The sequence below is a fragment of the Kitasatospora sp. NPDC090308 genome (genome assembly GCF_044769485.1).
In the GTDB taxonomy this organism is placed as follows: Bacteria; Actinomycetota; Actinomycetes; order Streptomycetales; family Streptomycetaceae; genus Kitasatospora; species Kitasatospora fiedleri.
The window spans coordinates 205,308-230,096 of record NZ_JBIVXY010000013.1; the positions used below are offsets into that span (position 1 = coordinate 205,308).

At 73.9% G+C, this 24,789-nt stretch carries 21 protein-coding genes and 1 pseudogene; 15 read left to right on the top strand and 7 right to left on the bottom strand.

Translation table 11 applies throughout. From position 1 onward, the window contains the following. Positions 1-3 precede the first annotated feature (3 nt). From ACIQVD_RS26425 to ACIQVD_RS26435, 3 genes are all read right to left on the bottom strand, one after another. On the bottom strand, positions 4-1,398 hold the full coding sequence (locus ACIQVD_RS26425) for a metallopeptidase TldD-related protein (protein ID WP_402291916.1): 1,395 nt from the start codon (positions 1,396-1,398) through the stop codon (positions 4-6). After that, entirely contained in the window at positions 1,398-2,924 is a 1,527-nt protein-coding gene (locus ACIQVD_RS26430; protein WP_400690191.1) for a TldD/PmbA family protein, read from the bottom strand. The genes ACIQVD_RS26425 and ACIQVD_RS26430 overlap by 1 nt, the downstream gene beginning before the upstream one ends. A 136-nt stretch (positions 2,925-3,060) precedes the next feature. Further along, positions 3,061-4,191, bottom strand: coding sequence for an MBL fold metallo-hydrolase (locus ACIQVD_RS26435; RefSeq protein WP_400690194.1), 1,131 nt, complete (start codon positions 4,189-4,191; stop codon positions 3,061-3,063). Positions 4,192-4,444: 253 nt separating this feature from the next. On the opposite strand from ACIQVD_RS26435, the gene fabG reads away from it, so the two are divergent. Continuing rightward, entirely contained in the window at positions 4,445-5,164 is a 720-nt protein-coding gene (gene fabG / locus ACIQVD_RS26440) for a 3-oxoacyl-[acyl-carrier-protein] reductase (protein WP_100840135.1), read from the top strand. Between the two features lie 2 nt (positions 5,165-5,166). Then, complete coding sequence (gene fabI / locus ACIQVD_RS26445; RefSeq protein ID WP_400690197.1) at positions 5,167-5,934, top strand: enoyl-ACP reductase FabI; 768 nt, start codon at positions 5,167-5,169, stop codon at positions 5,932-5,934. Between the two features lie 90 nt (positions 5,935-6,024). Here fabI and ACIQVD_RS26450 read toward each other — a convergent pair whose 3' ends face one another. After that, entirely contained in the window at positions 6,025-6,696 is a 672-nt protein-coding gene (locus ACIQVD_RS26450) for a FadR/GntR family transcriptional regulator (RefSeq protein ID WP_100840133.1), read from the bottom strand. A gap of 94 nt (positions 6,697-6,790) precedes the next feature. Between ACIQVD_RS26450 and ACIQVD_RS26455 the strand changes: the two genes are divergently transcribed. From ACIQVD_RS26455 to ACIQVD_RS26465, 3 genes are all read left to right on the top strand, one after another. Then, positions 6,791-8,122 (top strand): CynX/NimT family MFS transporter, encoded by a 1,332-nt coding sequence (locus ACIQVD_RS26455; RefSeq protein WP_402291917.1) that lies wholly within the window; start codon positions 6,791-6,793, stop codon positions 8,120-8,122. Between the two features lie 10 nt (positions 8,123-8,132). Beyond that, positions 8,133-8,255: an SGM_5486 family transporter-associated protein gene (locus tag ACIQVD_RS26460; RefSeq protein WP_255410667.1), complete on the top strand. Its 123-nt coding sequence runs from the start codon at positions 8,133-8,135 to the stop codon at positions 8,253-8,255. 98 nt (positions 8,256-8,353) lie between these two features. After that, complete coding sequence (locus ACIQVD_RS26465) at positions 8,354-8,881, top strand: histidine phosphatase family protein (RefSeq protein ID WP_100840131.1); 528 nt, start codon at positions 8,354-8,356, stop codon at positions 8,879-8,881. Positions 8,882-8,982: 101 nt separating this feature from the next. Here ACIQVD_RS26465 and serB read toward each other — a convergent pair whose 3' ends face one another. Beyond that, positions 8,983-10,245, bottom strand: a complete 1,263-nt coding sequence (gene serB / locus ACIQVD_RS26470) for a phosphoserine phosphatase SerB (protein WP_400690205.1) — start codon at positions 10,243-10,245, stop codon at positions 8,983-8,985. Positions 10,246-10,546: 301 nt separating this feature from the next. Between serB and ACIQVD_RS26475 the strand changes: the two genes are divergently transcribed. The 3 genes from ACIQVD_RS26475 to ACIQVD_RS26485 all read left to right on the top strand — a co-directional run bounded on the left by ACIQVD_RS26475 (position 10,547) and on the right by ACIQVD_RS26485 (position 15,147). Next, positions 10,547-13,228, top strand: coding sequence for an FHA domain-containing protein (locus ACIQVD_RS26475; protein WP_402291918.1), 2,682 nt, complete (start codon positions 10,547-10,549; stop codon positions 13,226-13,228). Positions 13,229-13,370: 142 nt separating this feature from the next. Beyond that, a complete protein-coding gene (locus ACIQVD_RS26480) occupies positions 13,371-14,510 on the top strand; it encodes a GAF domain-containing sensor histidine kinase (RefSeq protein ID WP_402291919.1) in 1,140 nt (379 codons plus the stop codon). Further along, positions 14,503-15,147, top strand: a complete 645-nt coding sequence (locus tag ACIQVD_RS26485; protein ID WP_400690213.1) for a response regulator — start codon at positions 14,503-14,505, stop codon at positions 15,145-15,147. The genes ACIQVD_RS26480 and ACIQVD_RS26485 overlap by 8 nt, the downstream gene beginning before the upstream one ends. Before the next feature lie 24 nt (positions 15,148-15,171). Here ACIQVD_RS26485 and ACIQVD_RS26490 read toward each other — a convergent pair whose 3' ends face one another. After that, the gene (locus tag ACIQVD_RS26490; RefSeq protein ID WP_400690215.1) at positions 15,172-15,969 is read right to left on the bottom strand and encodes a hypothetical protein; all 798 of its coding nucleotides are present in this window, start codon (positions 15,967-15,969) and stop codon (positions 15,172-15,174) included. 132 nt (positions 15,970-16,101) lie between these two features. On the opposite strand from ACIQVD_RS26490, the gene ACIQVD_RS26495 reads away from it, so the two are divergent. From ACIQVD_RS26495 to ACIQVD_RS26520, 6 genes are all read left to right on the top strand, one after another. Further along, a complete protein-coding gene (locus tag ACIQVD_RS26495) occupies positions 16,102-16,893 on the top strand; it encodes an ABC transporter ATP-binding protein (protein WP_100840126.1) in 792 nt (263 codons plus the stop codon). A gap of 158 nt (positions 16,894-17,051) precedes the next feature. Continuing rightward, positions 17,052-17,486 (top strand): NfeD family protein, encoded by a 435-nt coding sequence (locus ACIQVD_RS26500; protein ID WP_402291920.1) that lies wholly within the window; start codon positions 17,052-17,054, stop codon positions 17,484-17,486. 11 nt (positions 17,487-17,497) lie between these two features. Then, a complete protein-coding gene (locus ACIQVD_RS26505) occupies positions 17,498-18,523 on the top strand; it encodes an SPFH domain-containing protein (RefSeq protein ID WP_400690219.1) in 1,026 nt (341 codons plus the stop codon). 157 nt (positions 18,524-18,680) lie between these two features. Then, entirely contained in the window at positions 18,681-19,448 is a 768-nt protein-coding gene (locus ACIQVD_RS26510) for a sulfite exporter TauE/SafE family protein (RefSeq protein ID WP_402291921.1), read from the top strand. A gap of 143 nt (positions 19,449-19,591) precedes the next feature. Further along, positions 19,592-19,888 (top strand): 4a-hydroxytetrahydrobiopterin dehydratase, encoded by a 297-nt coding sequence (locus tag ACIQVD_RS26515; RefSeq protein WP_400690224.1) that lies wholly within the window; start codon positions 19,592-19,594, stop codon positions 19,886-19,888. 145 nt (positions 19,889-20,033) lie between these two features. Continuing rightward, positions 20,034-21,995, top strand: a complete 1,962-nt coding sequence (locus ACIQVD_RS26520; RefSeq protein ID WP_402291922.1) for a PQQ-binding-like beta-propeller repeat protein — start codon at positions 20,034-20,036, stop codon at positions 21,993-21,995. A gap of 192 nt (positions 21,996-22,187) precedes the next feature. Here the strand turns inward: ACIQVD_RS26520 and ACIQVD_RS26525 are convergent. Continuing rightward, positions 22,188-22,703, bottom strand: a pseudogene (locus ACIQVD_RS26525) (HNH endonuclease); the annotation flags it as partial. 216 nt (positions 22,704-22,919) lie between these two features. Between ACIQVD_RS26525 and tyrS the strand changes: the two are divergent. Then, positions 22,920-24,185, top strand: coding sequence for a tyrosine--tRNA ligase (gene tyrS / locus ACIQVD_RS26530; RefSeq protein WP_400690230.1), 1,266 nt, complete (start codon positions 22,920-22,922; stop codon positions 24,183-24,185). Positions 24,186-24,789 lie beyond the last annotated feature (604 nt).

Sequence of the window (24,789 nt, forward strand, 5' to 3'; positions counted from 1 at the left end):
GGCTCAGGACGCCTGGCTGACCGAGCTCATGTTGAAGTCGCGCACCCGGACCGGCGGCATCGCGGCCCGGGTGAACCAGTCGCCCCACTCGCGGGGCAGGCAGCGTTCGGTGCGGCCCACTTCGGTGATCCGGCCGAGCAGGTCGACCGGGGACTCGTTGAAGCGGAAGTTGTTCACGGCGCCGACCACCTCGCCGTTCTCGACCAGGTAGACGCCGTCCCGGGTGAGGCCGGTGAGCAGCAGGGTGGCCGGGTCGACCTCGCGGATGTACCAGAGGCAGGTGAGCAGCAGGCCGCGCTCGGTGCGGGCGACCATCTCGTCCAGGGTCGGCGCGCCGGGGGCGGCGGTCTCCAGGACCAGGTTGTCGACCGGCGGGGTGAGCGGCAGTCCGGCCAGGGCGGCGGAGTGCCGGGTGGACAGCAGGTTGGCGAGGCGGCCCTCGCGCAGCCAGTCGGTGGCGGCCAGCGGGAAGCCGTTGTCGAAGACCGAGTCGTTCTCGCCCGAGGAGTGCGCGAGCACGAACGGCGCGGCCTGCAGGCCGGGCTCCGCCGGGTCGGAGCGCAGCGTGAGCGGCAGCGGGCTGAGCCGCTCGCCGATCCTGGTGCCCCCGCCGGCCCGGGAGAAGACCGAGCGGCCCTCGGCCGCGTCCCGCGCGCCGGAGGACCAGGAGAGGTAGACCATCAGGTCGGCGACGGCCGAGGGCGGCAGCAGCGTCTCGTACCGGCCGGCGGGCAGGTCGATCCGCTTGCGGCCCCAGCCGAGGCGGCGGGTCAGGTCGGTGTGCAGGGCGGTGACGTCGACGTCGGTGAAGTCCCGCGTCGCGGCGCCGGCCCAGGCGGAGCCGGACAGGTCGGCGGTCTTGGCGTTCAGCTCGACGGTGCCGGTGGGCTGGTCGTGGCGCAGCCGCAGGCCGGTGGAGCTGCCCAGGTAGGAGGTGGTGCGCTCGTGCCGGGCGAAGCCGTACAGCAGCTCGCCGCCCGCGCGGGCCCGGGCGAACGCCTCGCCGAGGGCCGGGGCGAAGGCGGCGAACACGCCGATGTCGGTGGTCTCCGGGGCCTCGGTGAAGCGCGGGTCGGCCGCGCGGCCCTCGATCAGCGGCTGGGCGTCCTCGGCGGGCCCGGCGGCCCGGGCGGCGGCCTCGGCGGCGCGCACCAGCCGCTCGACCTCGTCGAGCGTGACGGCCTCCTGGGCGACCACGCCGGAGGCGGTGCCGGTGGCGCCGGCCACGGTGGAGACCACGGTGAGGCGGCGGCCGCGGGTGACGCCGTTGGTGGTCAGGCCGTTGCCGGCCCAGCGCAGGTTGGCGGTGGACTCCTCGTCGGCGATCACCACGCAGCCGTCCGCGCGGGAGAGTTCGAGGGCGCGTTCCACCAGCTCGTGGGGGTGCGTGAGGGACATCAGTGACCCGCCTCCTGCTGGGTGTTGAGCACGTTGACCTGGCGGAACAGCGCGGACGGGCAGCCGTGGCTGACCGCGGCGACCTGGCCCGGCTGGGCCTTGCCGCAGTTGAAGGCCCCGCCGAGCACGTACGTCTGCGGGCCGCCGACGGCGCTCATCGAGCCCCAGAAGTCGGTGGTGGTGGCCTGGTAGGCGAAGTCCTTGACCTGGCCCGCGAGTTCGCCGTCGCGGATGGCGTAGGCGCGCTGGCCGGTGAACTGGAAGTTGTACCGCTGCATGTCGATCGACCACGAGCGGTCCCCGACGATGTACAGCCCGTTCTCCACCTGGGAGACCAGGCCCGCGGTGTCCGGCCCGCCGGCGGCCGGCTGGAGCGAGACGTTGGCCATCCGCTGCACCGGCACGTGCGCCGGGGAGTCGGCGTAGGCGCAGCCGTTGGAGCGCGCGAAGCCCTTGAGCCCCGCCATCGGGCGGTCGAGCTGGTAGCCGACCAGGACGCCGTCGCGGATCAGGTCCCAGGACTGGGTGGCGACGCCCTCGTCGTCGTAGCCGACGGTGGCCAGGCCGTGCTCGGCCGTCCGGTCGCCCGTGACGTGCATCAGCTCGGAGCCGTACTTCAGGCTGCCGAGCTGGTCGAAGGTGGCGAAGGAGGTGCCCGCGTAGGCGGCCTCGTAGCCCAGCGCGCGGTCCAGCTCGGTGGCGTGGCCGATCGACTCGTGGATGGTCAGCCACAGGTTGGACGGGTCGATCACCAGGTCGTAGCGGCCGGCGGCGACGCTCGGCGCGCGCATCTTCTCGGCCAGCAGCTCGGGCAGCTCGGCCAGTTCGGCGTCCCAGTCCCAGCCGGTGCCGCGCAGGTACTCCCAGCCGCGCCCGGCCGGCGGGGCGACGGTGCGCATCGAGTCGAACGCGCCGGTCCGCTCGTCCACGCTGGTGGCCTCCAGCCAGGGGTGCAGGCGCACCCGCTGCTGGGTCGTCACGGTGCCCGCGGTGTCCGCGTAGAACTTGTTCTCCTGCACCGTCAGCACCGCGGCCGACACGTGCGACACGCCGCCGGCGGCCAGCAGCCGGGACGACCACTCGGCCAGCAGGGCGGTCTTCTCCGCGTCCGGCACCTCGAACGGGTTCACCTCGTACGCGGAGACCCACTCGACGTCCGGGTACACCGGCTCCGGGGCCAGCTCCACCCGCTCGCCGGAGCCCGCCGCGCGGCTGATCCCGCCCGACAGCCGGGCCACCGCCACCGCCTGCTCGGCCACCGCCGCGGCCGCCTCCGGCGTCAGGTCGACGCCCGCCGCGAAGCCCCAGGCGCCGTCCAGCAGGACGCGGACGGCGAAGCCCAACTGCACCGTGTCCGACGAGCCGGCCGGGCGGGCGTCCCGCAGCCGCCAGGACGCCGAACGCACCCGCTCCAGGCGGAAGTCGGCGTGCGTCACCCCCAGCCGCCGGGCCCGGGACAGGGCAGCGTCGGCCAGCGGGCGCAACGGGTAGGAGAGGAACTGAGGATCGAGCGCGGAGGGCGGCATCGGGCTCCCTGGGTCGAGGGTCGGGCGCGGCGGGCCGCCCCCGGCCGAGGGCGCACCCGCTCGCATCATCCCCGGCCGCAGGGCGTACGGCCAGCAAATATCCGCCGCGCCACCCTGATGCCCCGTCAGGTCCGGGCTACGCCAGCGCCTCCCACCAGCCGTCCAGCTCCGGCGGGTTGGCCACCTCCACCCGCTGCCCCGGGCGCGGCACCGCCAGCGGGACGCCCTGCGCCTTGGCCTCCGCCAGCAGCCGCTCCACCGGCTCCGCCCAGGGGTGCGGCGCCAGGTTGAAGGTGCACCAGTGGATCGGCAGCAGCAGCCCGCCGCGCAGCTCCAGGTGCGCCCGCACCGCCTCCTCCGGGTTCAGGTGGATGTCCGCCCAGGCCGGGTCGTAGGCGCCGACCGCCATCAGCGCCGCGTCGAACGGGCCGTGCTGCTCGCCGATCCGGGCGAAGCCCTCGAAGTAGCCGGAGTCCCCGGTGAAGAACACCTTGTGCCGCGGGCCGGCCGCCACCCAGGAGCCCCACAGCGTGGTGTTCCGGGCCAGGCTGCGGCCGGAGAAGTGGTGCGCGGCCGTCAGCGTCAGCGTCAACTCGCCGAGCGTGCAGGTCTCGTCCCAGTCCAGCTCGATGATCCGGTGCTCCGGCACGCCCCAGCGGCGCAGGTGGCCGCCGATGCCCAGCGGCACCGCGAACGGCGCCGACTGCAGCTCCACCAGGCGGCGCACCGTCGCCATGTCCAGGTGGTCGTAGTGGTCGTGCGAGATCAGCACCGCGTCCACCTGCGGCAGCTCGGCCAGCTCCACCGGCACCGGGTGCAGCCGCTTCGGGCCGGTCAGCTGCGAGGGCGAGCACCGGTCCGACCAGACCGGGTCCACCAGCACCCGGCAGCCGTCCAGCTCCAGCAGCGCCGAGGCGTGCCCGAACCACGTCACCGCGACGCCCCCGGCCGACCCGCCGGAGACCTCCGGCACCGCCAGCGGCACCGGCGCGGCCGGCACCCGGCCCTCCTTCTCGAACAGCATCCGGCGCAGCGTCGCCGCGTCCGGCCGGCCCGGCGCCCCGGCCGACACCTGGGAGGGCGCGTTGTGGAACACCCCGTCGCGGTACTGCGGGGAGGCCCGCAGCCGCGGGTCCGCCGTGCTCGGCCGGCGCCCGAACTGGGCCGGGACCTCGCGCAACGCCCACGCCGCCGCACCCGCCAGGGCCAGCGCCGCCAGCGCCGCCAGCCTGCGGCGGCCCGTCCGGCCAGGGTGTGCACCACTCATCTCGCGTCCGCTCCGTTCGGCTCGCCCGGAATCGGCGCCCCGGACTCTCCGGAACACCTTCGGGGCAACGCCCGCCGCCCGTGCGGCGTTCCCGGCGACCCCCGCCGCCCCGTTGTGGGGATACGACAGTTCTCGCCGGACGCCCCTGTCGGAGGCGGCTTCGCCCGGGATCGCACCCTACCGATAGCGTCGCTGGTGAACTGCGCGCGGTCGCGCGTGCACTGCCGACGCACATCGAGAGAGAGGTGGACCCTTGAGCCGCTCGGTACTGGTCACCGGAGGCAACCGGGGCATCGGTCTGGCGATCGCCCAGAGCTTCGCCGAGGCGGGCGACAAGGTCGCCATCACCAGCCGCAACGGCGAGGTCCCGGCGGAGCTCGCCAAGTACGACGTCCTCGCCGTCCGCGCCGACATCACCGACGCCGAGCAGGTCGACGCCGCCTTCACCGAGATCGAGGCCGCGCACGGCCCGGTCGAGGTCCTGGTCGCCAACGCCGGCATCACCAAGGACACCCTGCTGCTGCGCATGTCCGAGGAGGACTTCACCTCCGTCCTGGACACCAACCTCACCGGCACCTTCCGGGTGGTCAAGCGCGCCGCCGCCAAGATGCTGCGCGCCCGCAAGGGCCGGGTCGTGCTGATCTCCTCGGTGGTCGGCCTCAGCGGCTCCGCCGGGCAGGTCAACTACGCCGCCTCCAAGGCCGGCCTGGTCGGCTTCGCCCGCTCCCTCGCCCGCGAGCTCGGCTCCCGCAGCATCACCGTCAACGTGGTGGCGCCCGGCTTCGTCGACACCGACATGACCGCCGTGCTCAGCGAGGAGCGCCGCAAGGAGATCGTCTCCGACGTCCCCCTGGGCCGCTACGCCGCCCCCGCCGAGATCGCCTCGGCCGTGCGGTTCCTGGCCTCCGACGAGGCCGCGTACATCACCGGAGCCGTCGTTCCCGTCGACGGCGGATTGGGCATGGGCCACTGACCATGACTGGAATTCTCGAAGGCAAGCGCATCCTGATCACCGGCGTGCTGATGGAGTCCTCCATCGCCTTCCACACCGCGCGGCTCGCCCAGGAGCAGGGCGCCGAGATCATCCTCACCGCCTTCCCCCGGCCCAGCCTCACCGAGCGCATCGCCAAGAAGCTGCCCGCGCCGGTCAAGGTCCTGGAGCTCGACGTCTCCAGCGCGGAGCAGCTGGCCGGCATCGCCGACCAGGTCCGCGAGCACCTGCCCACCCTCGACGGCATCGTCCACTCGATCGGCTTCGCGCCGCAGGACGCCCTCGGCGGCAACTTCCTCGACACCCCGTGGGAGTCGGTCGCCACCGCGATGCAGGTCTCCGCGTACTCGCTCAAGTCGCTCACCACGGCGCTGCTCCCGCTCATGCAGGACGGCGGCTCGGTGGTCGGCCTGACCTTCGACGCGCAGTTCGCCTGGCCGCAGTACGACTGGATGGGCCCGGCGAAGGCCGCCCTGGAGTCCACCAACCGGTACCTCGCCCGCTACCTGGGCTCGCGCGACATCCGCTGCAACCTGATCTCGGCCGGCCCGATCGGGTCGATGGCCGCGAAGTCGATCCCCGGCTTCCCGGACCTCGCCGCGACCTGGGACACCCGCTCCCCGCTCAAGTGGGACCTCTCCGACCCGGAGCCGGCCGGCCGCGGCGTCGTCGCCCTGCTCAGCGACTGGTTCCCGAAGACCACCGGCGAGATCATCCACGTCGACGGCGGGCTGCACGCGATCGGCGCCTGAGCACCCCGTTCCGAGCTGCTCCACGCGCGGGCGCGGCCGTTCCCCCCGGGGACGCGGCCGCGCCCGTTCGCGCTCCCGAGGGCCCCCGGGCTAGGGGTTCTCCTTGCAGAAGCCGATGGCGCGGCCCGCCTCGTCGGCGGCCCGCTCGGGGTCGCCGGCCCGGATGGCGTCGAGGATCGCGGTGTGCGGGACCCAGCGGTGCGGGAGCAGGTCGGGGCCGACGTCGTGGCGGAGGTGGGCGCGCAGGACCTCGCCGAGGTCGGCGTAGACGGCGGCCAGCACGTCGTTGTGGGCGGCGGCGACCACGGCCTGGTGGAAGGCGGCGTCGGTCTGGATGAAGTCCTCGGGGACGCCGGAGTTCCAGGCGGCGTCGCGGCGGGCCAGCGCGGCGTCGAGGAGTTCGAGGTCGCGCGGGGTGCGGCGGAGGGCCGCGAAGCCGGCGGCGGAGGTCTCCAGGGTGGCGCGCAGCTCGGCGACCTGGTCCTGGTCGGCGTCGGCGAAGCGGCGGTGCAGCACGCCCGCGAGCTCGCTGGTGGCCAGGACGTAGGTGCCGGAGCCCTGGCGGATGTCGAGCAGCCCGTTGTGGGCCAGGGCCCGGACGGCCTCGCGGACGGTGTTGCGGGCGACGCCGAGCTGGTCGACGAGCTCCGCCTCGGTGGGGATGCGGGAGCCGACCGGCCACTCGCCGGAGGTGATCTGGGCCCGGAGCTGGGCGATCACCTGGTCGGAGAGCGGGGTGCGACGGGTGGTCGACAGCGCCAAGGTCGTGCTCCTTCTGTGGGCCAGGTCATCCGGCGGGCCAGGTCATCAGGATACCGGGGTGCGGTAAGTCATCCCATGATTCTATGATTGCGCCATGTCTACCGCAGCAGACCCCTCCACCACCGAGACCGGGAGCCGTCCGCCCGCCGCTCCGCCTGTCGGCACACCCGCCGGTCCGCCTGTTGGCACGCCCGCCGCTCCGCCTGCCGGTCCGCCCGCCCGGACGGCCGCGCGCGACGCCGCCGCCGTCCTGCTCGCCGTCGCGGTGGCCGCCGCCGCGGTGAACCTGCGCCCCGTGGTGACCAGCCTCGGCGCGCTGCTCGACCCGGTCCGCGACGGCCTGGGGATGAGCGCCACGACGGCCGGGCTGCTGGCCGCCGTGCCGCCGCTGTGCTTCGCGGTGCTGGGCGTCTGCGCGCCCGGCCTGGCCCGCCGGATGGGGCCGGTCGCGGTGGTGACGGCCGCCATGGCCGCGATCGCGGCGGGCGTGCTGGCCCGCTCGTTCACCGGCTCCGCCGTGGTCTTCCTGCTGCTGACCGCGCTGGCGCTGGCCGGGGTGGCGCTGGCCAACGTGCTGATCCCGGTGGTGATCAAGCGCCACTTCCCGGACCGGGTGGCGCCGATGATCGGCCTGTACTCGATGGCGCTGTCGGTGGGCACCTCGCTCGCCGCGGCCACCACCGTCCCGCTGACCGACGCGATGGGCGGCAGCTGGCGGCTCGGCCTGGGCGTGTGGGGCCTGCTCGCGGTGGCCGCGCTGGCGGTCTGGCTGGTGGTGCTGTTCCTGCGCCGGGAGAAGGCCGGCACGGCGTCGGCGGCCCCGGCGGCCGCGCACGTCAAGCTGCCGATCCTGCGCAGCCGCACCGCGTGGGCGCTGGCCGCGTTCTTCGGCCTGCAGTCGACCAGCGCGTACAGCGCGATGGGCTGGCTGCCGAAGATCTACCACGACGCCGGGGTGTCGGAGTCGGCGTCCGGCGTGCTGCTGGCCCTGGTGATGGCGGTCAGCGTGCCGGTCTCCTTCCTGCTGCCGAACCTGGCCGCCCGGCGCGGCGACCAGCGGCTGTACGTGGTGGTGCTCGGGCTGTGCGGGATCGCCGGCTTCCTCGGGCTGATGCTCGCGGCCGGCACGGTGCCGTGGCTGTGGGCGGTCCTGGTCGGCCTGTCGATGTGCGCGTTCCCGCTGGCGCTGACCATGCTCGGCCTGCGCGCCCGCACCCCGGGCGGGGTGACCCAGCTGTCGGCGTTCGCGCAGAGCCTGGGCTACCTGATCTCCATCCCGGGCCCGATCCTGATGGGCGCGCTCTACCAGGGCACCGGCCGGTGGTACCTGCCGCTGGGCCTGCTCGCCCTGCTGCTGGTGCCGCAGATGCTGGTCGGGCTGCGCGCGGCCCGGGCCCGGCACATCGAGGACGAGGCCGTCGGCTAGGCTCGGCGCCATGCCGGTACTCGACCCGAACCCGCAGGGCGGGCAGAAGAAGCTGCTGCAGATGCTCGGCCTGATCGCCGGCATCGTGGTGGTGATCGCGATCGTGGCGACGGTGGCCAACGCGATGGGCTGAACCGCCCGCCCGGCGGCTCCGGGCCGCCGCCACCCGCAGGGGTGGCAGCTTTCCGGACGGCGCGACCGGAGGCCGGTTTTCTGCGAAGCTCTAGGGGTATGAGCGCAGACACCCCTCGTAGGATCATCGTCCTCCGCCATGCCCGGGCCGACTGGCCCAACCAGGTCAACGACCACGACCGCCCGCTCGCCGACCGCGGCCGGGGCCAGGCCACCGCGGCCGGCCGCTGGCTGGCCGACTCCGGGGTCAACCCCGACCACGTGCTGTGCTCCACCGCGCTGCGGACCAGGGAGACCTGGAAGCTGGTCGCCCACGAGCTGCCCAAGCGGGCCCGGAAGACGGCCTACGAGGACCGGGTGTACGAGGCCCAGCCCGGCCGGCTGATCGAGGTCATCCAGGAGACCCCCGACGAGCACGCCGACCTGCTGCTGGTCGGCCACAACCCCGGCGTGCTCGGCCTCACCCAGGTGCTGGCCGGCGACGAGGGCGACACCGAGGCGCTCAACCGGCTGCGCCTGAACGGCTTCCCGCCCGCCGCGGTGGCCGTGCTCAGCTTCGGCGGGCCGTGGAAGCTGGTCGAGCCCGGGGTGGCCCGGCTCGACTCGTACTTCATGCCGCAGGACTGAGCGGCGGCCTTCACGCCGCTGCGGGACCGAGCGGCGACGGCGCACCGACGGCGAGGGGCGGTACCCGTACGCGGGTGCCGCCCCTCGCCGTCGGTGCGCCGTCAGTCCTCGGTGGGCGTGCCGTCCAGCTCGTCGGCCGCCTCGACCTCCTCGCGGGTCACCCCGAGCAGGTACAGCACGGTGTCCAGGAACGGCACGTTCACGGCGGTGTCGGCCTGCTCGCGGACCACCGGCTTGGCGTTGAACGCGACGCCCAGCCCGGCCGCGTTCAGCATGTCCAGGTCGTTGGCGCCGTCGCCGATCGCCACCGTCTGCTCCAGCGGCACCCCGGCCCGCTCGGCGAACCGGGCCAGCCAGCGGGCCTTGCCCGCCCGGTCGACGATCTCGCCGGTCACCCGGCCGGTGAACTTCCCGTCCGCGACCTCCAGGGTGTTGGCGGCGGCGAAGTCCAGGCCCAGCCGCTCCACCAGGTGGTCGGTGACCTGGGTGAACCCGCCGGAGACGATCGCCACCTGGTAGCCGAGCCGCTTGAGGGTGCGGATCAGCGTCCGGGCGCCCGGGGTCAGCCGGACCTCGGCGCGGACCTTCTCGGTGACCGCGGCGTCCAGCCCGGCCAGCAGCGCCACCCGGGCGCGCAGCGACTCGGCGAAGTCCAGCTCGCCGCGCATCGCCTGCGCGGTCACCTCGGCGACCTGCTCCTCGCAGCCCGCGTGGGCCGCGAACAGCTCGATCACCTCGTCCTGGATCAGCGTGGAGTCCACGTCCATCACCACCAGGCGCTTGGCCCGCCGGTACAGGCCCGCCCGGACCACCGCGATGTCCACCCGCTGGGCCGCGGCCTCCGCCGCCAGCACCGCGCGCAGCTCCTCGGTGGGCACCCCCGAGATGGTCAACTCCACCGCGGTCACCGGGTACTTGGCGAGCCGGAAGACCCGGTCGATGTTGCCGCCGGTCTCCGACACCCGGGCCGACAGCGCCGCCACCGCCGCCGCCGTCAGCGGATTGCCGAGCACCGTCACGTGCGAGCGGCCCTCGCCGCGCGAACGGTTGTCGCCGGTGCCGGAGATGACCTCGGCCTGGAGCTTGTGCTCCTCCGCCCAGCGGTGCACGGTCACCCGCAGCGCGCCCTCCGCGCCCGGCGCGGCCGGGGGAGTGACCAGGGCGCACAGCGTTATCCGGCCACGGGTCACCACCTGCTCGATGTCGATCACCTCGACGCCGAAACCGGCGAGCCGGTCGAACAGGCCCGCGGTGATCCCGGGGCGGTCCTTGCCGAACACCTTGACCAGCAGCGTGCGCTCGGCGTCGGTGCTCACGGGCGGCGCGGCGGAAAGGGCCTGAGCGGCCGGATCAGTTGCGTTCATGGTGCCCCCCACGCTACCCGGACCGCCCGCGCCCCGACCGCAGGCGTCCGGTTCGTGGGACGCCCGCCGGACCCGCCGCCCGGCACCCGACCCGGCGCTCCTCCCGCACCCGTCCCGGCGCTCCTCCCGCACCCGACCCGGGCCGTCCCGGCGGCCCGCCGGATGCCCCGGAACCGCCCCGACCTGGTTGCCGAGCGGTCACAGAAGCCCGTCCCGACTTCCGAGTACGCCCGCCGGGCTGGAATGATTCCCCCGTCAGATGCAACATCCTGGGGGACCGGAGAGCAGGGCGGGCGGAGAGTTGCCGCAACTCGTACTTGAAATCGACGGCCGGCAGCGGGTACTGGAACCCGGCCGCGCCTACACCATCGGCCGCGATCCGGCCTCGGACTTCCCGTTCGACGACGCCCGGGTCTCCTGGCGGCACGCCGCCCTGAGCTTCGACGGCGCCACCTGGCAGCTCGCCGACCACGGCTCCACCAACGGCACCTTCGTCGCCGGGGCCCGGGTCGCCCAGGCCGCGGTCCACCCCGGCACCGTCGTGCACCTCGGCAACGGCCAGAACGGACCCCGGCTCGCCTTCACCGCGCCGGTCGCCGCCCCCGGCCCGCAGGGCGGCGGCATCCACGAGGCCGCCACCAGCCGCGCCGCCGGCCCGCAGCCGGGCCGGGCCCCCTACCAGCAGCCGCAGTTCGGCCCCGGCCCGGCCGCCGTGCCGGGCCACCGGCCGCCGCCGGTCGAGCAGCCGATCCCGCAGGGCTGGGACGCCCCCACCCCGCGCCCCGGCTTCCCCCAGCAGCAGGCCCCCGCGCCCGTCCCGCCGCAGGCCCAGCCGCCGCAGGCCCAGCCGCCGCAGCCGCCGGCCCGGCAGCCGTTCCCGGTGCAGCAGCAGTTCCCCGAGCCGCCGCCCGCGCAGCCGCACGTCCCGGCCGGGCAGCCGCAGCCGGGCGCCCCGGCCGGCGGGCTCGGCCACCCGACGATGATCCGCAGCCTGGCCGGCGGCCGCACCATCCGGATCGGCCGCGCGCTCGACAACGACATCGTGGTCTCCGACCTCCAGGTCTCCCGCCACCACGCCGAGCTGCGCCAACTCCCGGACGGCCGCTGGGAGATCGTCGACCTCGGCAGCCACAACGGGATCTTCCTCAACGGCCAGCCCACCCGCCGCCAGCTGATGGGCCCGCAGGACCGGCTCACCGTCGGCCACTCCTCCTTCGTGCTGGTCGGCGACCAGCTCCAGGAGTTCGTCGACAACGGCGCCGTCTCCTTCTCCGCCCACCACCTGACCGTCGAGGTCGACTTCAAGGGCGGCAAGAAGGTCCTGCTCGACGACGTCAGCTTCTCCGTCCCGGAGAAGTCCCTGGTCGCGGTGATCGGCCCGTCCGGCTCCGGCAAGTCCACCCTGCTGCGCGCCCTCACCGGCTACCGCCCCGCGGACCGCGGCGACGTGCTCTACGACGGCCGCAACCTGTACCGCCAGTTCGCCGAACTGCGCTCCCGGATCGGCCTCGTCCCGCAGTCCGAGATCCTGCACAAGGAACTCACCGTCCGCACCGCCCTCAAGTACGCGGCCCAGCTGCGCTTCCCCGGCGACACCGAGGCCGCCGAGCGCGCGCGCCGGGTCGACGAGGTGCTGTACGAACTGCGCCTGGACAAGCGCGCCGACAACCGGATCACCGCGCTCTCCGGCGGCCAGCAGAAGCGCGTCTCGGTCGCCCTGGAGCTGCTCACCAAGCCCTCGCTGATCTTCCTGGACGAGCCCACCTCCGGCCTCGACCCGGGCATGGACCGCGAGGTCATGCAGACCCTGCGCGGCCTGGCCGACGACGGCCGCACCGTCCTCGTCGTCACCCACTCGGTCGCCGAACTCGCGCTCTGCGACCGGCTGCTGGTGATGGCTCCCGGCGGCTCGGTGGCCTACTTCGGCCCGCCCGGCGAGGCGCTGCACTTCTTCGGCTACGAGACCTGGGCCGACGTCTTCCAGGCGTTCGAGAACTACCCCGACCACGACTGGGCCGGCCGCTACCGCAACTCCGTCCACCACCAGCAGTACTCGGCCAACGTGGACGCCGCGGTCTCCCAGGTGCAGCAGCCCAACGCGGTCAACCAGCTGCGCCCGCCCAAGCCGCAGAGCTGGGGCTCCCAGCTGTGGACGCTGATCCGCCGCTACCTGGCGGTGATCGCCTCCGACAAGGGCTTCATCGCACTGTCCCTGCTGCTGCCGCTGGTCCTCGGCGCGGTCTCCGCCGTCATCCCCGACAAGTGCGGCCTCGCCCCGTGCGGCAACGGCCGCAACGACGTCGCCCGGCTGATCCTGATGGTCGTCGCGTTCTCCGCCTGCCTGTCCGGCTCGGCGAACTCGGTCCGCGAACTCATCAAGGAACGCGCGATCTACGAGCGGGAGCGCGCCACCGGCCTGTCCCGCTCCGCCTACCTGGCCTCGAAGTTCATCGTGCTCGGCGCGATCAGCTTCCTCCAGGGCGGCATCATCTCCGCGATCGCGTTCAAGGTCCGCACCCTCCCCGCCGAGGGCCTGATCCTCAAGCACCTGCCCGCGGTCGAGATGTCCGTCGGCGTGATCCTGCTCAGCTTCACCTCCATGATGGTCGGCCTGGCGATCTCCTCGCTGGTCAAGACCGCCGAGAAGACCATGCCCCTGCTGGTCATGTTCGCCATCGTCCAGATGGTCTTCACCGGCGCGATCTTCCAGCTCTTCGACAAGCCCGGCCTGGAGCAGCTCGGCTGGCTGATGCCCGCCCGCTGGGGCGTCGCCGCCAGCGGCAACACGCTCGACCTCGCCCACATCTCCCCGGTGGTCGTGGCCAAGCCCCCGGAGACCGCCCCGCTGGACTCCCTCTGGGACCACTCGGCGGGCATCATGTTCCTCAACTGGTTCGTCCTGGTCCTGATCGCGGCGGGCCTGGGCTTCGCCATCCAGCGCTTCCAGAAGCGCCACGAACCCGAGGTCATGCAGAACGGCTGACCCCGCCGGCACCGCTCCGGCACCGCGCGCGAAGGGCCCCTCCGGGGGCCCTTCGCCGTTCCGCCGCACCCGGAGGGGGGCCCTCCGGCCTAGGCCCCGCGCCCGAGGCGGCCGGAGCGGGCCCGGCGGTAGCGTGGGCGGCATGGACAGTCCCCGGTGCGACCCGTCGTTGCAGGCGATCGAGGCGGTCAGCACGGCGGTGCTGGCGATGTCCCGGCCGCTGGAGGTCCGGGAGGTGCTGCGGCGGATCACCGCCTCCGCGCGCACCCTGCTCGGGGCCGAGTACGCGGCGCTCGGGCTGCCGGACGACCACGGCGGGTTCGCCCAGTTCGTGGTGGACGGGGTGAGCGACGAGCAGTGGCGGGCGATCGGCCCGCTGCCGCGCCAGCACGGCGTGCTGGCCTCGATGCTGCACGACCGCGAACCCACCCGGCTGGAGGACGTCCGCACCGCGCCCGCGTTCGGCGGCTGGCCGGACGCCCACCCGGACATGACCGACTTCCTCGGGATGCCGATCATGGACGAGGGCGAGATCGCCGGCGCCCTGTTCCTGGCCAACAAGCCCGGCGGCTTCACCGACCACGACGAGGAACTGCTGCGCATCCTGGTCGCGCACGCCGCGCTCGCCCTCGGCAACGCCCGGCTCTACGAGCGCAGCCGCGAACTGACCCTGTCCGGCGAGCGGGCCCGGATCGCCCACGACCTGCACGACGCCGTCTCGCAGAAGCTGTTCTCGCTGCGGCTGACCGCCCGCGCCGCCGCCAAGCTGGTCGACCGGGACCCGGCCCGGGCCCGCGATCACCTGGCCGAGGTGGCCCGGCTCGCCGCCGAGGCCGCCGACGAACTGCGCGCCGTGGTCGTCGAACTGCGCCCCGCCGCGCTGGAGGAGGACGGCCTGGTGGCCACCCTCGCCTCGCAGGTCCAGGTGCTGGACCGGGCCCACAGCGCCGCCGTCGCCTTCACCGCCACCGGCGTCCGCGCACTGCCCGCCGCCCAGGAGGCGGCCGTCCTGCGGGTCGCCCAGGAGGCGCTGCACAACGCGCTGCGGCACGCCCGGGCCGGCACCGTCACGGTCACCCTCACCGGCACCCCGAACCGCGGCGTCAAGCTGACCGTCCGCGACGACGGCCGCGGCTTCGACCCCGAGTCGGTGCGCCGGGCCGGCCGGCACCTCGGGCTGGTGTCGATGCGCGACCGGGCCGCCGCGGTCGGCGGCCGGCTGTCCCTGGAGTCCGCCCCGGGCCGGGGCACCCTGGTCGAACTGGAGGTCCCCGGTGCCTGACACCGCGTCACCGATCCGCGTGCTGCTGGTGGACGACCACCAGGTGGTCCGGCGCGGCCTGCGCACCTTCCTGGAGGTGCAGGACGACATCGAGGTGGTCGGCGAGGCCGCCGACGGCGCCGAGGCCGTCGAGCGGGCCGCCGAACTCGCCCCCGACGTGGTCCTGATGGACCTCAAGATGCCCAAGGTCGACGGCATCGAGGCGCTGCGCCTGCTGCGCGAGCGCGGCAGCGCGGCCCGGGTGCTGATCGTCACCAGCTTCACCGAGCACCGCACCGTGGTCCCGGCGCTGCGCGCGGGCGCCGCGGGCTACGTGTACAAGGACGTCGACCCGGAGGCGCTGGCCGGGGCGATCCGCTCGGTGCACGCCGGACACGTCCTGCTCCAGCCCGAACTGGCCGCCGCGCTGCTCGCCGAGGACGTCCCGGCCGCGCCGCAGGGCCGCGGCGGGACCCTCACCGACCGGGAGCGCGAGGTGCTCTCGCACATCGCCGACGGCCGCTCCAACCGGGAGATCGCCCGCGCCCTGCACCTGTCGGAGAAGACGGTCAAGACGCACGTGTCGAACATCCTGATGAAGCTGGACGTCGCCGACCGCACCCAGGCCGCCCTGTGGGCCGTCCGCAACCAGGGCTGACGTCCGCAGGCGGGGTCGAGGAGTTCAGTGCCGCTCGTCCACCGCCGCGTTGTGCGCCGCGACCTGGGCCCGCCGGGCGGTGCGGTCCAGCGGGGCGAGGGTCTCCCGCCGGGCGGCCATCTCGGAGGCGGAGACCGCCGCCCCGTGCCCGCCCGCCGCGATGTGCAGCAGCGCGGACACCTGCCGGGCCGACTGCAGCACCCGCACCGCGCGCGGCGGGTAGCCGGGCGCCAGCAGCTCGCGGTGGCCCTGCCGGCGGAAGGACTCCAGGGCGCGCAGCGTCTCCGGCCCGGCCCCCGCCACGTCCAGCCGGGTCAGCGCGGCGGTCGCCTCCCGCAGCCCGTCGGCCAGTTCGCGCTCGGCCTCGTCCAGCGAGGGCACGTCGGCGGGCGGCGCGTCCTCGACCGGCAGGCACTGCCACAGCACCCGCACGCCCTGGTCGCCGGCCGGCCCGTACACCTCGACCTCCGGCACCAGCCCGTACGGGACGCCGACCGCCAGGACGGCCTCGCCGGCGCCCAGCGCCAGCGCGTTGAACGCGGGCGGGCCGGTCAGCCCGAGCGGGTGCCCGGCCACCGGGAGGGCCAGCCGCAGGCCCCGCGCGCCCAGCGAGCGCAGCCGCCCCAGCGCCCAGGTCAGGCCGTGCAGCGAGTCCGGGGCCTCGCCGGGCAGGCCGGTCACCCGGTGGGCGTCGTCCGCGCCCTGGACGGCGGCGACCGCGTCGTCGGGGGAGGAGGCGCCGGCCAGCAGCGCGTTGCCCCAGGCGGTGAGCCGCCCCGAACGGGGCTCTTGGTACGGATTGTCGGCAGGAGTGACGAGCATCGGACCAGCCTACGGACAAGCGCGCCGGGCGGGTGGCGTAGGTTTGGCCTGACACAGGTGGACCGCACCCCGAGGACCTCACGCCCAGGTCCCACGGACGGCCGGATTCTTGCATTTGGGGAAGGCGTAGGCATGAGCGACGTGCTGGAGCTGGTGGACGTTTCCGTGGTCCGGGAGGGGCGCGCGCTCGTCGATCACGTGTCCTGGTCGGTCCGGGAGGGCGAGCGCTGGGTGGTGCTCGGCCCGAACGGCGCGGGCAAGACCACGCTGCTCCAGATCGCCGGCGCCTACCTGTTCCCCAGCTCCGGCGAGGCCGTGGTGCTCGGCGAGAAGCTCGACCAGGTCGACGTGTTCGAGCAGCGGGCCCGGATCGGCCTGGCCAGCGCCGCGATGTACGAGAAGCTGCCGGTCGGCCAGACCGTGCTGGAGACGGTGCTGACCGCCGCGTACGGGCAGACCGTGCACGGCAAGGAGACCTACGAGGACTCCGACGAGCAGCGCGCCCTCCTGCTGCTCGACCGGCTCGGCATGGCCGGTTTCGTCGGCCGCAAGTTCGGCAGCCTCTCCGAGGGCGAGCGCAAGCGCACCCTGATCGCCCGCGCCCTGATGACCGACCCCGAGCTGCTGCTGCTCGACGAGCCCGCCGCCGGCCTCGACCTCGGCGGCCGGGAGGACCTGATCCGCCGCCTCGCCGCGCTCGCCGGGGACGAGTACGCGCCGTCCATGGTGATGGTCACCCACCACGTCGAGGAGATCGTCCCCGGCATGACCCACGTGCTGATGATCCGTCAGGGCAAGGTGATGACGGCCGGACCGATCGGGACCACCCTCACCGCCCGCAACCTCTCGCACTGCTTCGGCCTGCCGCTGACCCTGGAGCAGCGCGGCGACCGGTGGACCGCGCAGGGCCTGCCGCTCGGCTGAACCGCGCCGCCGGGACGCGCGGCGGCGACCGGCGGGCGGCGACCGGGGACGGAGACCGGTGGACGCGAACCGATCGACGGGGACCGGTCGTACACACGGCCGGTTTCCGCTGCCCCACCTGCGGGAAGCTACGCGGGGAGAGACCCGACTTCCCTAGGATGGAGCCCGTGGACAGCTGGATCTGGTGGCTGCTGCTCGCCGTCGGCCTGGGCATTCCGCTGGTGGTCACCGCGATGCCCGAGTTGGCGATGTTCGCGGTCGGCGCCGGCGCCGCCGCGCTGACGGCCGGACTGGGCGGCGGTGTGGTCCCGCAGTTCCTGGTGTTCGTCGCGGTCTCGGCCGCGCTGCTGGTGTTCGTCCGCCCGATCGCGTACCGCCAGCTCAAGAAGGGCCCGGGCTACCGCACGGGCGTGGAGGCGCTGACCGGCGCCACCGCAGTGGTACAGGAAACAGTCGACGGGGGAGAGGGCGGACGGATCAAGCTCAACGGCGAGATCTGGTCGGCCCGCGCGCTCCACCCGGGCTCGGTGTTCGAGCCGGGGCAGCAGGTCGACGTCGTCGAAATCCAGGGCGCCACCGCCCTGGTCGTCTAGGGGAGAAGCGCTTGGAACCCGTCCTCATCGTCCTGATCGTCCTGGTCGTGGTGGCCTTCATCGCCCTGATCAAGACGATCCAGGTGATCCCGCAGGCCAGCGCGGCGATCGTGGAGCGCTTCGGCCGCTACACCCGTACCCTCAGCGCCGGCCTGAACATCGTCGTCCCGTTCATCGACACCATCCGCAACCGGATCGACCTGCGCGAGCAGGTCGTCCCGTTCCCGCCGCAGCCCGTCATCACCTCGGACAACCTGGTCGTCAACATCGACACCGTCATCTACTACCAGGTGACCGACCCGCGGGCCGCGACCTACGAGGTGGCCAGCTACATCCAGGCCATCGAGCAGCTCACCGTCACCACCCTGCGCAACATCATCGGCTCGATGGACCTGGAGTCCACCCTGACCTCCCGCGAGGTCATCAACGCCGGCCTGCGCGGCGTGCTGGACGAGGCCACCGGCCGCTGGGGCATCCGGGTCAACCGGGTCGAGCTGAAGGCGATCGAGCCGCCGACCTCCATCCAGGACTCGATGGAGAAGCAGATGCGCGCCGACCGCGACAAGCGCGCCGCGATCCTCACCGCCGAAGGCGCCCGGCAGGCCCAGATCCTGCGCGCCGAGGGCGAGAAGCAGGCCGCCGTGCTCCAGGCCGAGGGCGAGGCGCAGGCCGCCGTCCTCAAGGCCGACGGTGAGGCCGCCGCGATCCGCACCGTCTTCGAGGCCATCCACGAGGGCGACGCCGACCAGAAGCTGCTCGCCTACCAGTACCTCCAGACCCTGCCCGAGCTCGCCAAGGGCGACGCCAACAAGCTCTGGATCATCCCCAGCGAGGTCGGCGACGCGCTCAAGGGCCTCGGCGGCGCCTTCCAGGGCGTCACCGGCGGCGGCGGCGCCCCCGCGGCGGCGGCCGTCCCGCCGTCCGCCACCCGCGTCCCGGTCGACCCGGCCACCGGCCCGCGCCCGGTGGACACCGAGAACAAGACCGCCCGCCCCCGGGTCGAGCCCACCCGCGAGTACCCCAAGATCGACGAGTAACCGGCACCGCACCCCGCCCGGGCCCCGTCCGACGTCCGCGTCGGACGGGGCCCGGGCGCGTTCCGGGCGCGTTCCGGATGGCGGACCGCCCTGGCCAAGCCGCGCGCCGCTCCGGCATGATCGACCGGCGCGACAGCAGCCAACGAGGGGGAAGCCGATGACGCTGTGGGAGATGACCGCCGTCCTGCTGGCCGGTGTCGCCGCCGGGACCATCAACACCATCGTCGGCTCCGGCACCCTGATCACCTTCCCCGTCCTGCTCGCCGTCGGCCTGCCCCCCGTCACCGCCAACGTCTCCAACTCCCTCGGCCTGGTGCCCGGTTCACTGGCCGGCGCGATCGGCTACCGCGCCGAACTCGCCGGCCAGCGCCACCGCCTGCTCCGCTTCGGCACCGCCTCGCTGCTCGGCGGACTCACCGGCGCCGCCCTGCTGGTCACCCTCCCCGGCAGCGCCTTCGAGGCCGTCGTCCCGGTCCTCATCCTCACCGCCCTGGTCCTGGTCGTCCTGCAACCCCGGGTGGCCCGCGCGATGGCCGCCCGCCGCGCCGCCGCCGGCACCGCCGCCACCGCCGACGGCGGCTGGCCGCTGCTGTTCTGCATCGGCCTCACCGGCGTCTACGGCGGCTACTTCGGCGCCGCCCAGGGCGTCCTGCTGCTCGCCCTGATGGGCATGCTGCTCCCCGACGACCTCCAGACCGTCAACGGCATCAAGAACGTCCTCGCCATGCTCGTCAACGGCGTCGCCGCGGTCTTCTTCCTCTTCGCCTCCAGCATCGACTGGACCGCCGCCCTGCTGGTCGCCGTCGGCGCCACCCTCGGCGGCGCGTTCGGCGCCAAGGTCGGCCGCCGCCTGCCGCCGATCGCGCTGCGCACCCTGATCGTGCTGGTCGGCCTCGCCGCCGTCACCAAACTGCTCTTCTTCTGAACCTCCCCGGCCCTCCCGCCGACCTCCCCCGCCGACCCTCCCCGCCCCCGTCGCGGCCCGTCTGGCTGGGCCTTTCCCGGGCGACGTAGGCTCGGCGGTGAGTCACGGCCGCCCCCGCGGCCGCAGCCCGGACGGAGACCGCCATGAGCCGCACCCGCCTCAGCGAGGAGCAGATCGCCAACGCCCTCGCCGACCTCCCGCAGTGGACCCGCACCGGCGAGGCCATCACCCGCACCGCCGAGACCGCGAGCTTCCCCACCGCGATCAGGGTCGTCGGCGCCGTCGCCGAACAGGCCGAGGCACTCGACCACCACCCCGACATCGACATCCGCTGGCGCACCCTCACCTTCCTGCTCACCACCCACAGCGCGGACGGCCTGACCAGCCTCGACATCACACTCGCCCACCTGATCGACCGCGCCCTCGACGACGCCGCCTGACCCCGCCCGCCCCCGCCGCCCCCGTCCCGGACCCGTCCGGCCCCGCCCGGACCCCGTCGGCCCCCGCGGCAGCCCGGGCAAGTCCCGCCCCCGCGCCGTGAGATGCTGGCCCCTTGCCAGACCGCAGTCGGGACGGACGGAACGCATGGCTCAGGAACCATCCACGACCCCCGGGTACGACCAGCAACCGTGGTACCCCCAGCAGCAGGGCTACCCGGAACAGCAGGCGTACGGGCAGCAGCCCCACGGCGAGCAGCCGCAGCCCTACGGCCACCCGGAGCAGCAGGCGTCCTACGCCGACCCGCAGCAGCAGGGCTACGGCTACCCGGACCAGCAGCCCGCCTACGGGCAGCAGCCCCACCCCGGCCAGCAGCAGGCGTACGGCTACCCGGAGCAGCCCTACCAGGACCAGCCCTACCAGGACCAGCCGCAGCACGGCTACGGCTACCCGGAGCAGCAGGCGCCCTACGCCGGGCAGCCGACCGGCTACCAGGACCCGTCCGCCCAGCAGCTCTACGCGCCCGCCGAGCCCGGCCCGAGCCCGTTCGACCCGCCGCAGGCCGCACCGTACGGGCAGCAGCCCGCCGCCGGGGCCGCCCCCGCGTCCGGCCAGGCCCCCGCCTCCGACTACCCGCAGACCAGCGCCGAGGACCCGTTCGCCCCCGGCGGCGACGGCGTCCCCGCCACCACCGGCCCGTCCGGCGCGGCGACCCCAGGCCGGGAGCGGCCCGCCGCCACCGGCCTCGCCGCCCGGGCCCGGGCCGCGGTGCTCTCCGGCGAGGGCGCGCCCACCCGCCGCGGCCTGGCGATCCGGGTCGGCGCGGGCGTCGCCGCCCTGGCCGTGCTGATCACCGCGGGCGTGCTCGCGACGTCCGACGACGACGCCGAGACGCCCGCCGCCCGGGCCGCCCAGGGCGGCTCGCAGAACATCGCCGTCGCCCACACCAAGGCCTGGACGGTGGCCGCCGCCCAGGCCGCCGCCGACACCCAGGGCGCCGACGACACCCTGGCCGGCAGCTGGCTGCTGGCCGACACCGTGGTCCGCGCCGACGGGACGGGCGTGCACGCCTACGCCCTCGCCGACGGCAAGCCCACCTGGGAGCTCAAGGCCCCCGCCGACGGCGCCGTCCCCTGCGGCCTGTCCCCGGCCGTCAACGGCTCCGGCCTCGGCGCGGTCGTCTACCGCCCCGCCGCCGACCCGAAGAGCCCGTGCAGCACCGTCGCCGCCGTCGACACCAAGTCCGGCCAGGCGGTCTGGACGAAGACGCTCTCCGACGCCAAGGACGGCTACACCACCCACGTCGCCGTCACCGACGACAAGGTGATCGCGGTCGGCGAGGACAAGGCCGCCGCCTGGGCCGCCGCCGACGGCGCCGAAGCCTGGCAGTACACCGGCCAGGGCAAGTTCTGCACGCTCTCCGGCAACGCCGGCGCCTCCGTCGTGGTGCTGCACAGCCGCTGCGCCGACTCCACGCCCGCCGACCAGGCCGTCGCGCTCAACGTCTCCGACGGCAAGGTCAGGTTCTGGCGCGGCCTGAACAACCAGCCCACCACCGTCACCGTGCTCTCCGCCGAACCCGCCGTGGTGCTCACCACCGGCGAGAAGCCCGAGGACGAGCGGGTGTTCGCCTGGGGCGCCGAGGGCGACCCGGCCGCCGAGATCCCGCTCGCCGTCGAGGGCGGCGGCCGGCTGGACGTCGGCCGCGGCGGCTTCGACCCCGTCCCCGGCGTGTACTTCCAGGGCAGCACGATGTTCGCCGCGGTCGTCCCCGAGAGCGGCGGCAACCCCACCGCGATCACCGCCTACGACCTCACCACCGGCAAGCCGCAGTGGCGCACCCCCGTCGCCGAGAAGAGCAAGGCCCGCCCGATCGGGGTCGACGCCGGCGGCCTGGTGGTCGCCGCCGACGAGCACGGCGACCAGCCCGCCCACCTCAGCCGCTTCGCGCTCTCCGGCGGCCAGGAGACCCAGGGCGGCGCCTTCCCGCAGGGCACCGGCTCGCTGCTCACGGCCGGCCGGGTGCGCACCTCCACCGGGCACCTGGTGGCCGTCCCCGAGCACGCCTCCAACTACAGCGCGGTCACCGCCTTCACCAGCAAGGGCTGACCCCGCCCCGCTCAGCTGCGGCCCACCTCGCTCAGCCGCGGCCCGCAGCACGACGACGGGCCCGACCTGTCCCCTGATCAGGTCGGGCCCGTCGGTCTCTCACGCGCTCGCCGTCACCGGCACGGTCACCGCCGGTACGGCCACCGGTACGGCCACCGGTGCGACCGCCGGTACGGTCGCCGCTGCGGTCACCGCTGAGCTCCGGCCCCCCGGCAGCCAGGCGGCCAGCTCCCCCAGCTCACCCGCCCGCAACCCGAGCGCGAGCATCAACGTCGCCTCCGGCGTCGGCTCGAACGGCCGCCGCAGCAGCCGCATCCCCGCCTGCTCCGGCGTCCGGTCCGCCTTGCGCTGGTTGCACTCCCCGCAGGCCGCCACGGTGTTCAGCCAACTGTCCGCCCCACCGCGCGACTTGGGCGCCAGGTGATCCACCGTGCTGCCCCGCCGCCCGCAGTACGCGCACAGGAACTGGTCCCGCGCCAGCACCCCCCGCCGCGACCACGGAGCCCGTTGTCGGAACGGCACCCGCACGTACCTGGTCAGCCTGATCACCCGCGGCACCGGCAGCTGCACGCCCGAACCGCGCACCACCCGCAGCGGATGCGCCTGCTCGACCACCGCCTTGTCCTGTAGGACCAGCACCACGGCACGGCGCAGCGGCACCGTGCTCAACGGTTCGTAGCTCGCGTTCAGGACAAGGGTGTTGCGCATAACGGGCCACCTCCAGTGCTCGCCCCCGCCGCACGGCGGTGGCACCACTGTGAACGCCCGCCTCCCCCCGAACAACGGAATTTCCGCCCCCGCCCACCGACCTGCGCCGAAACCCCCGGACCCCGAGCGCGTAGGCTCTACCCCGCTGGAACCGTCCAGGCGCGCCGCCCACCGGGCCCACCGCGCCGGGCACCCGACCGAAGGAGACGCGGGACCGTGACCGACATCGTCGACGAGCTGCAGTGGCGCGGGCTGATCGCCCTGTCCACTGACGAGGACGCACTGCGCAAGGCGTTCGCGGACGGCCCGGTCACGTTCTATTGCGGCTTCGACCCGACCGCCCCCAGCCTGCACCTCGGCAACCTGGTCCAGATCCTCACCATGCGCCGCATCCAGCAGGCCGGGAACCTCCCGCTCGGCCTGGTCGGCGGCGCGACCGGCCTGATCGGCGACCCCAAGCCCACCGCCGAGCGCGTCCTCAACGACCCCGAGACGGTGGCCGGCTGGGTCGAGCGCCTGCGCGGCCAGGTGGCCCGCTTCCTCGACTTCGAGGGCGAGTACGCCGCCCGCATGGTCAACAACCTGGACTGGACGTCCGGCATGTCGGCCATCTCGCTGCTGCGCGACGTCGGCAAGTACTTCCGCGTCAACAACATGATCGCCAAGGAGGCGGTGGCCCGCCGCCTCAACTCCGACGCGGGCATCAGCTACACCGAGTTCAGCTACCAGATCCTCCAGGGCATGGACTTCCTGGAACTGAACCGCCGCTACGACTGCACCCTGCAGACCGGCGGCAGCGACCAGTGGGGCAACCTCACCGCCGGCAGCGACCTGATCCGCAAGGCCGAGGGCCGCTCCGTGCACGCCCTCGCCACCCCGCTGATCACCAAGGCCGACGGCACCAAGTTCGGCAAGACCGAGTCCGGCACCGTCTGGCTCGACCCCGAACTCACCACCCCCTACGCCTTCTACCAGTTCTGGCTGAACGCCGACGACCGCGACATCCCCAAGTTCCTGCGGATCTTCTCCTTCCGTAGCCACGAGGAGATCGAGCAGCTCGAACGCGACACCGCCGAACGCCCCGCCGCCCGTCTCGCCCAGCGCGCCCTCGCCGAGGAACTCACCACCCTCGTCCACGGAGCCGAGCAGTACGAGCGCGCCGTCGCCGCCTCCAAGGCCCTCTTCGGCCAGGGCGACCTCGCCGACCTCGAACCCGCCACCCTCGCCGCGGCCCTCGCCGAGGTCCCGAAGGCGACGGTCACCGAACTCGGCCAGCTCGTCGACCTACTGGTCGAATCCGGCCTGGCCCCCAGCCGTTCCGGCGCCCGCCGCACCATCAAGGAGGGCGGCGCCTACCTCAACAACGCCAAGGTCACCGACGAGGAAGCCGTCGCCACCACCGACGACCTCCTGCACGGCCGCTGGCTCGTCCTGCGCCGCGGCAAGCGCAACCTCGCCGCCGTCGAACTCGCCGGCGCGTGAGTCGTCCGCTCGCCAGTCGTCCGCTCGTCAGCCGTCGGCGGACGGCTTGAACCAGACCGCAGTTGACCTGCGGAGACCGCGAACAGGGGTCGGATCCAGCCAGATCCGGCCCCGTCGTGTTTGACTCGCCCGTCCTGGTGACCTAACGTAGTCCGAGTCGCCTGAACCGGCTGGGACCGGGAGGCGGAACCCCCCAAACCCCGATGAGCGATTCGTCGCGCGTCCATTCGAATTCCGGATGGAAAAGCGGACCGAATAACTCTGGTAGAGTTCGGGAGCGCCGAAAGGCGAAAGCGAATCGGATCGAATGAAACTCCGGAAAACGGAGCGGAAAACGTCTGATAAGCTGGGAACACTAAAGAATGAAGCGCCCGGAGGGTCCGCAGGAATGCGGCTCGAAGGAAGCGTCCGTTCCTTGAGAACTCAACAGCGTGCCAAAAGTCAACGCCAGATATGTTGACATCCCCGGCCTCGACTCTGTTCGGGGTTGGAGATTCCTTTTGAAGTAAAACACTAGCGAGGACGCAGTGCGCGGGGCCGCCCTATTCCGGTGGTTGCCGTGCCGCTCTTTCGTGGAAGCATTCACGGAGAGTTTGATCCTGGC

Coding starts and splice junctions, on each gene's coding strand:
- ACIQVD_RS26425 (WP_402291916.1), bottom strand. CDS start 1,398: ATGTCCCTCACGCACCCCCACGAGCTGGTGGAACGCGCCCTCGAACTC.
- ACIQVD_RS26430 (WP_400690191.1), bottom strand. CDS start 2,924: ATGCCGCCCTCCGCGCTCGATCCTCAGTTCCTCTCCTACCCGTTGCGC.
- ACIQVD_RS26435 (WP_400690194.1), bottom strand. CDS start 4,191: ATGAGTGGTGCACACCCTGGCCGGACGGGCCGCCGCAGGCTGGCGGCG.
- fabI (WP_400690197.1), top strand. CDS start 5,167: ATGACTGGAATTCTCGAAGGCAAGCGCATCCTGATCACCGGCGTGCTG.
- ACIQVD_RS26455 (WP_402291917.1), top strand. CDS start 6,791: ATGTCTACCGCAGCAGACCCCTCCACCACCGAGACCGGGAGCCGTCCG.
- ACIQVD_RS26460 (WP_255410667.1), top strand. CDS start 8,133: ATGCCGGTACTCGACCCGAACCCGCAGGGCGGGCAGAAGAAGCTGCTG.
- ACIQVD_RS26465 (WP_100840131.1), top strand. CDS start 8,354: ATGAGCGCAGACACCCCTCGTAGGATCATCGTCCTCCGCCATGCCCGG.
- serB (WP_400690205.1), bottom strand. CDS start 10,245: ATGAACGCAACTGATCCGGCCGCTCAGGCCCTTTCCGCCGCGCCGCCC.
- ACIQVD_RS26480 (WP_402291919.1), top strand. CDS start 13,371: ATGGACAGTCCCCGGTGCGACCCGTCGTTGCAGGCGATCGAGGCGGTC.
- ACIQVD_RS26490 (WP_400690215.1), bottom strand. CDS start 15,969: ATGCTCGTCACTCCTGCCGACAATCCGTACCAAGAGCCCCGTTCGGGG.
- ACIQVD_RS26495 (WP_100840126.1), top strand. CDS start 16,102: ATGAGCGACGTGCTGGAGCTGGTGGACGTTTCCGTGGTCCGGGAGGGG.
- ACIQVD_RS26500 (WP_402291920.1), top strand. CDS start 17,052: ATGGAGCCCGTGGACAGCTGGATCTGGTGGCTGCTGCTCGCCGTCGGC.
- ACIQVD_RS26510 (WP_402291921.1), top strand. CDS start 18,681: ATGACGCTGTGGGAGATGACCGCCGTCCTGCTGGCCGGTGTCGCCGCC.
- ACIQVD_RS26515 (WP_400690224.1), top strand. CDS start 19,592: ATGAGCCGCACCCGCCTCAGCGAGGAGCAGATCGCCAACGCCCTCGCC.
- ACIQVD_RS26520 (WP_402291922.1), top strand. CDS start 20,034: ATGGCTCAGGAACCATCCACGACCCCCGGGTACGACCAGCAACCGTGG.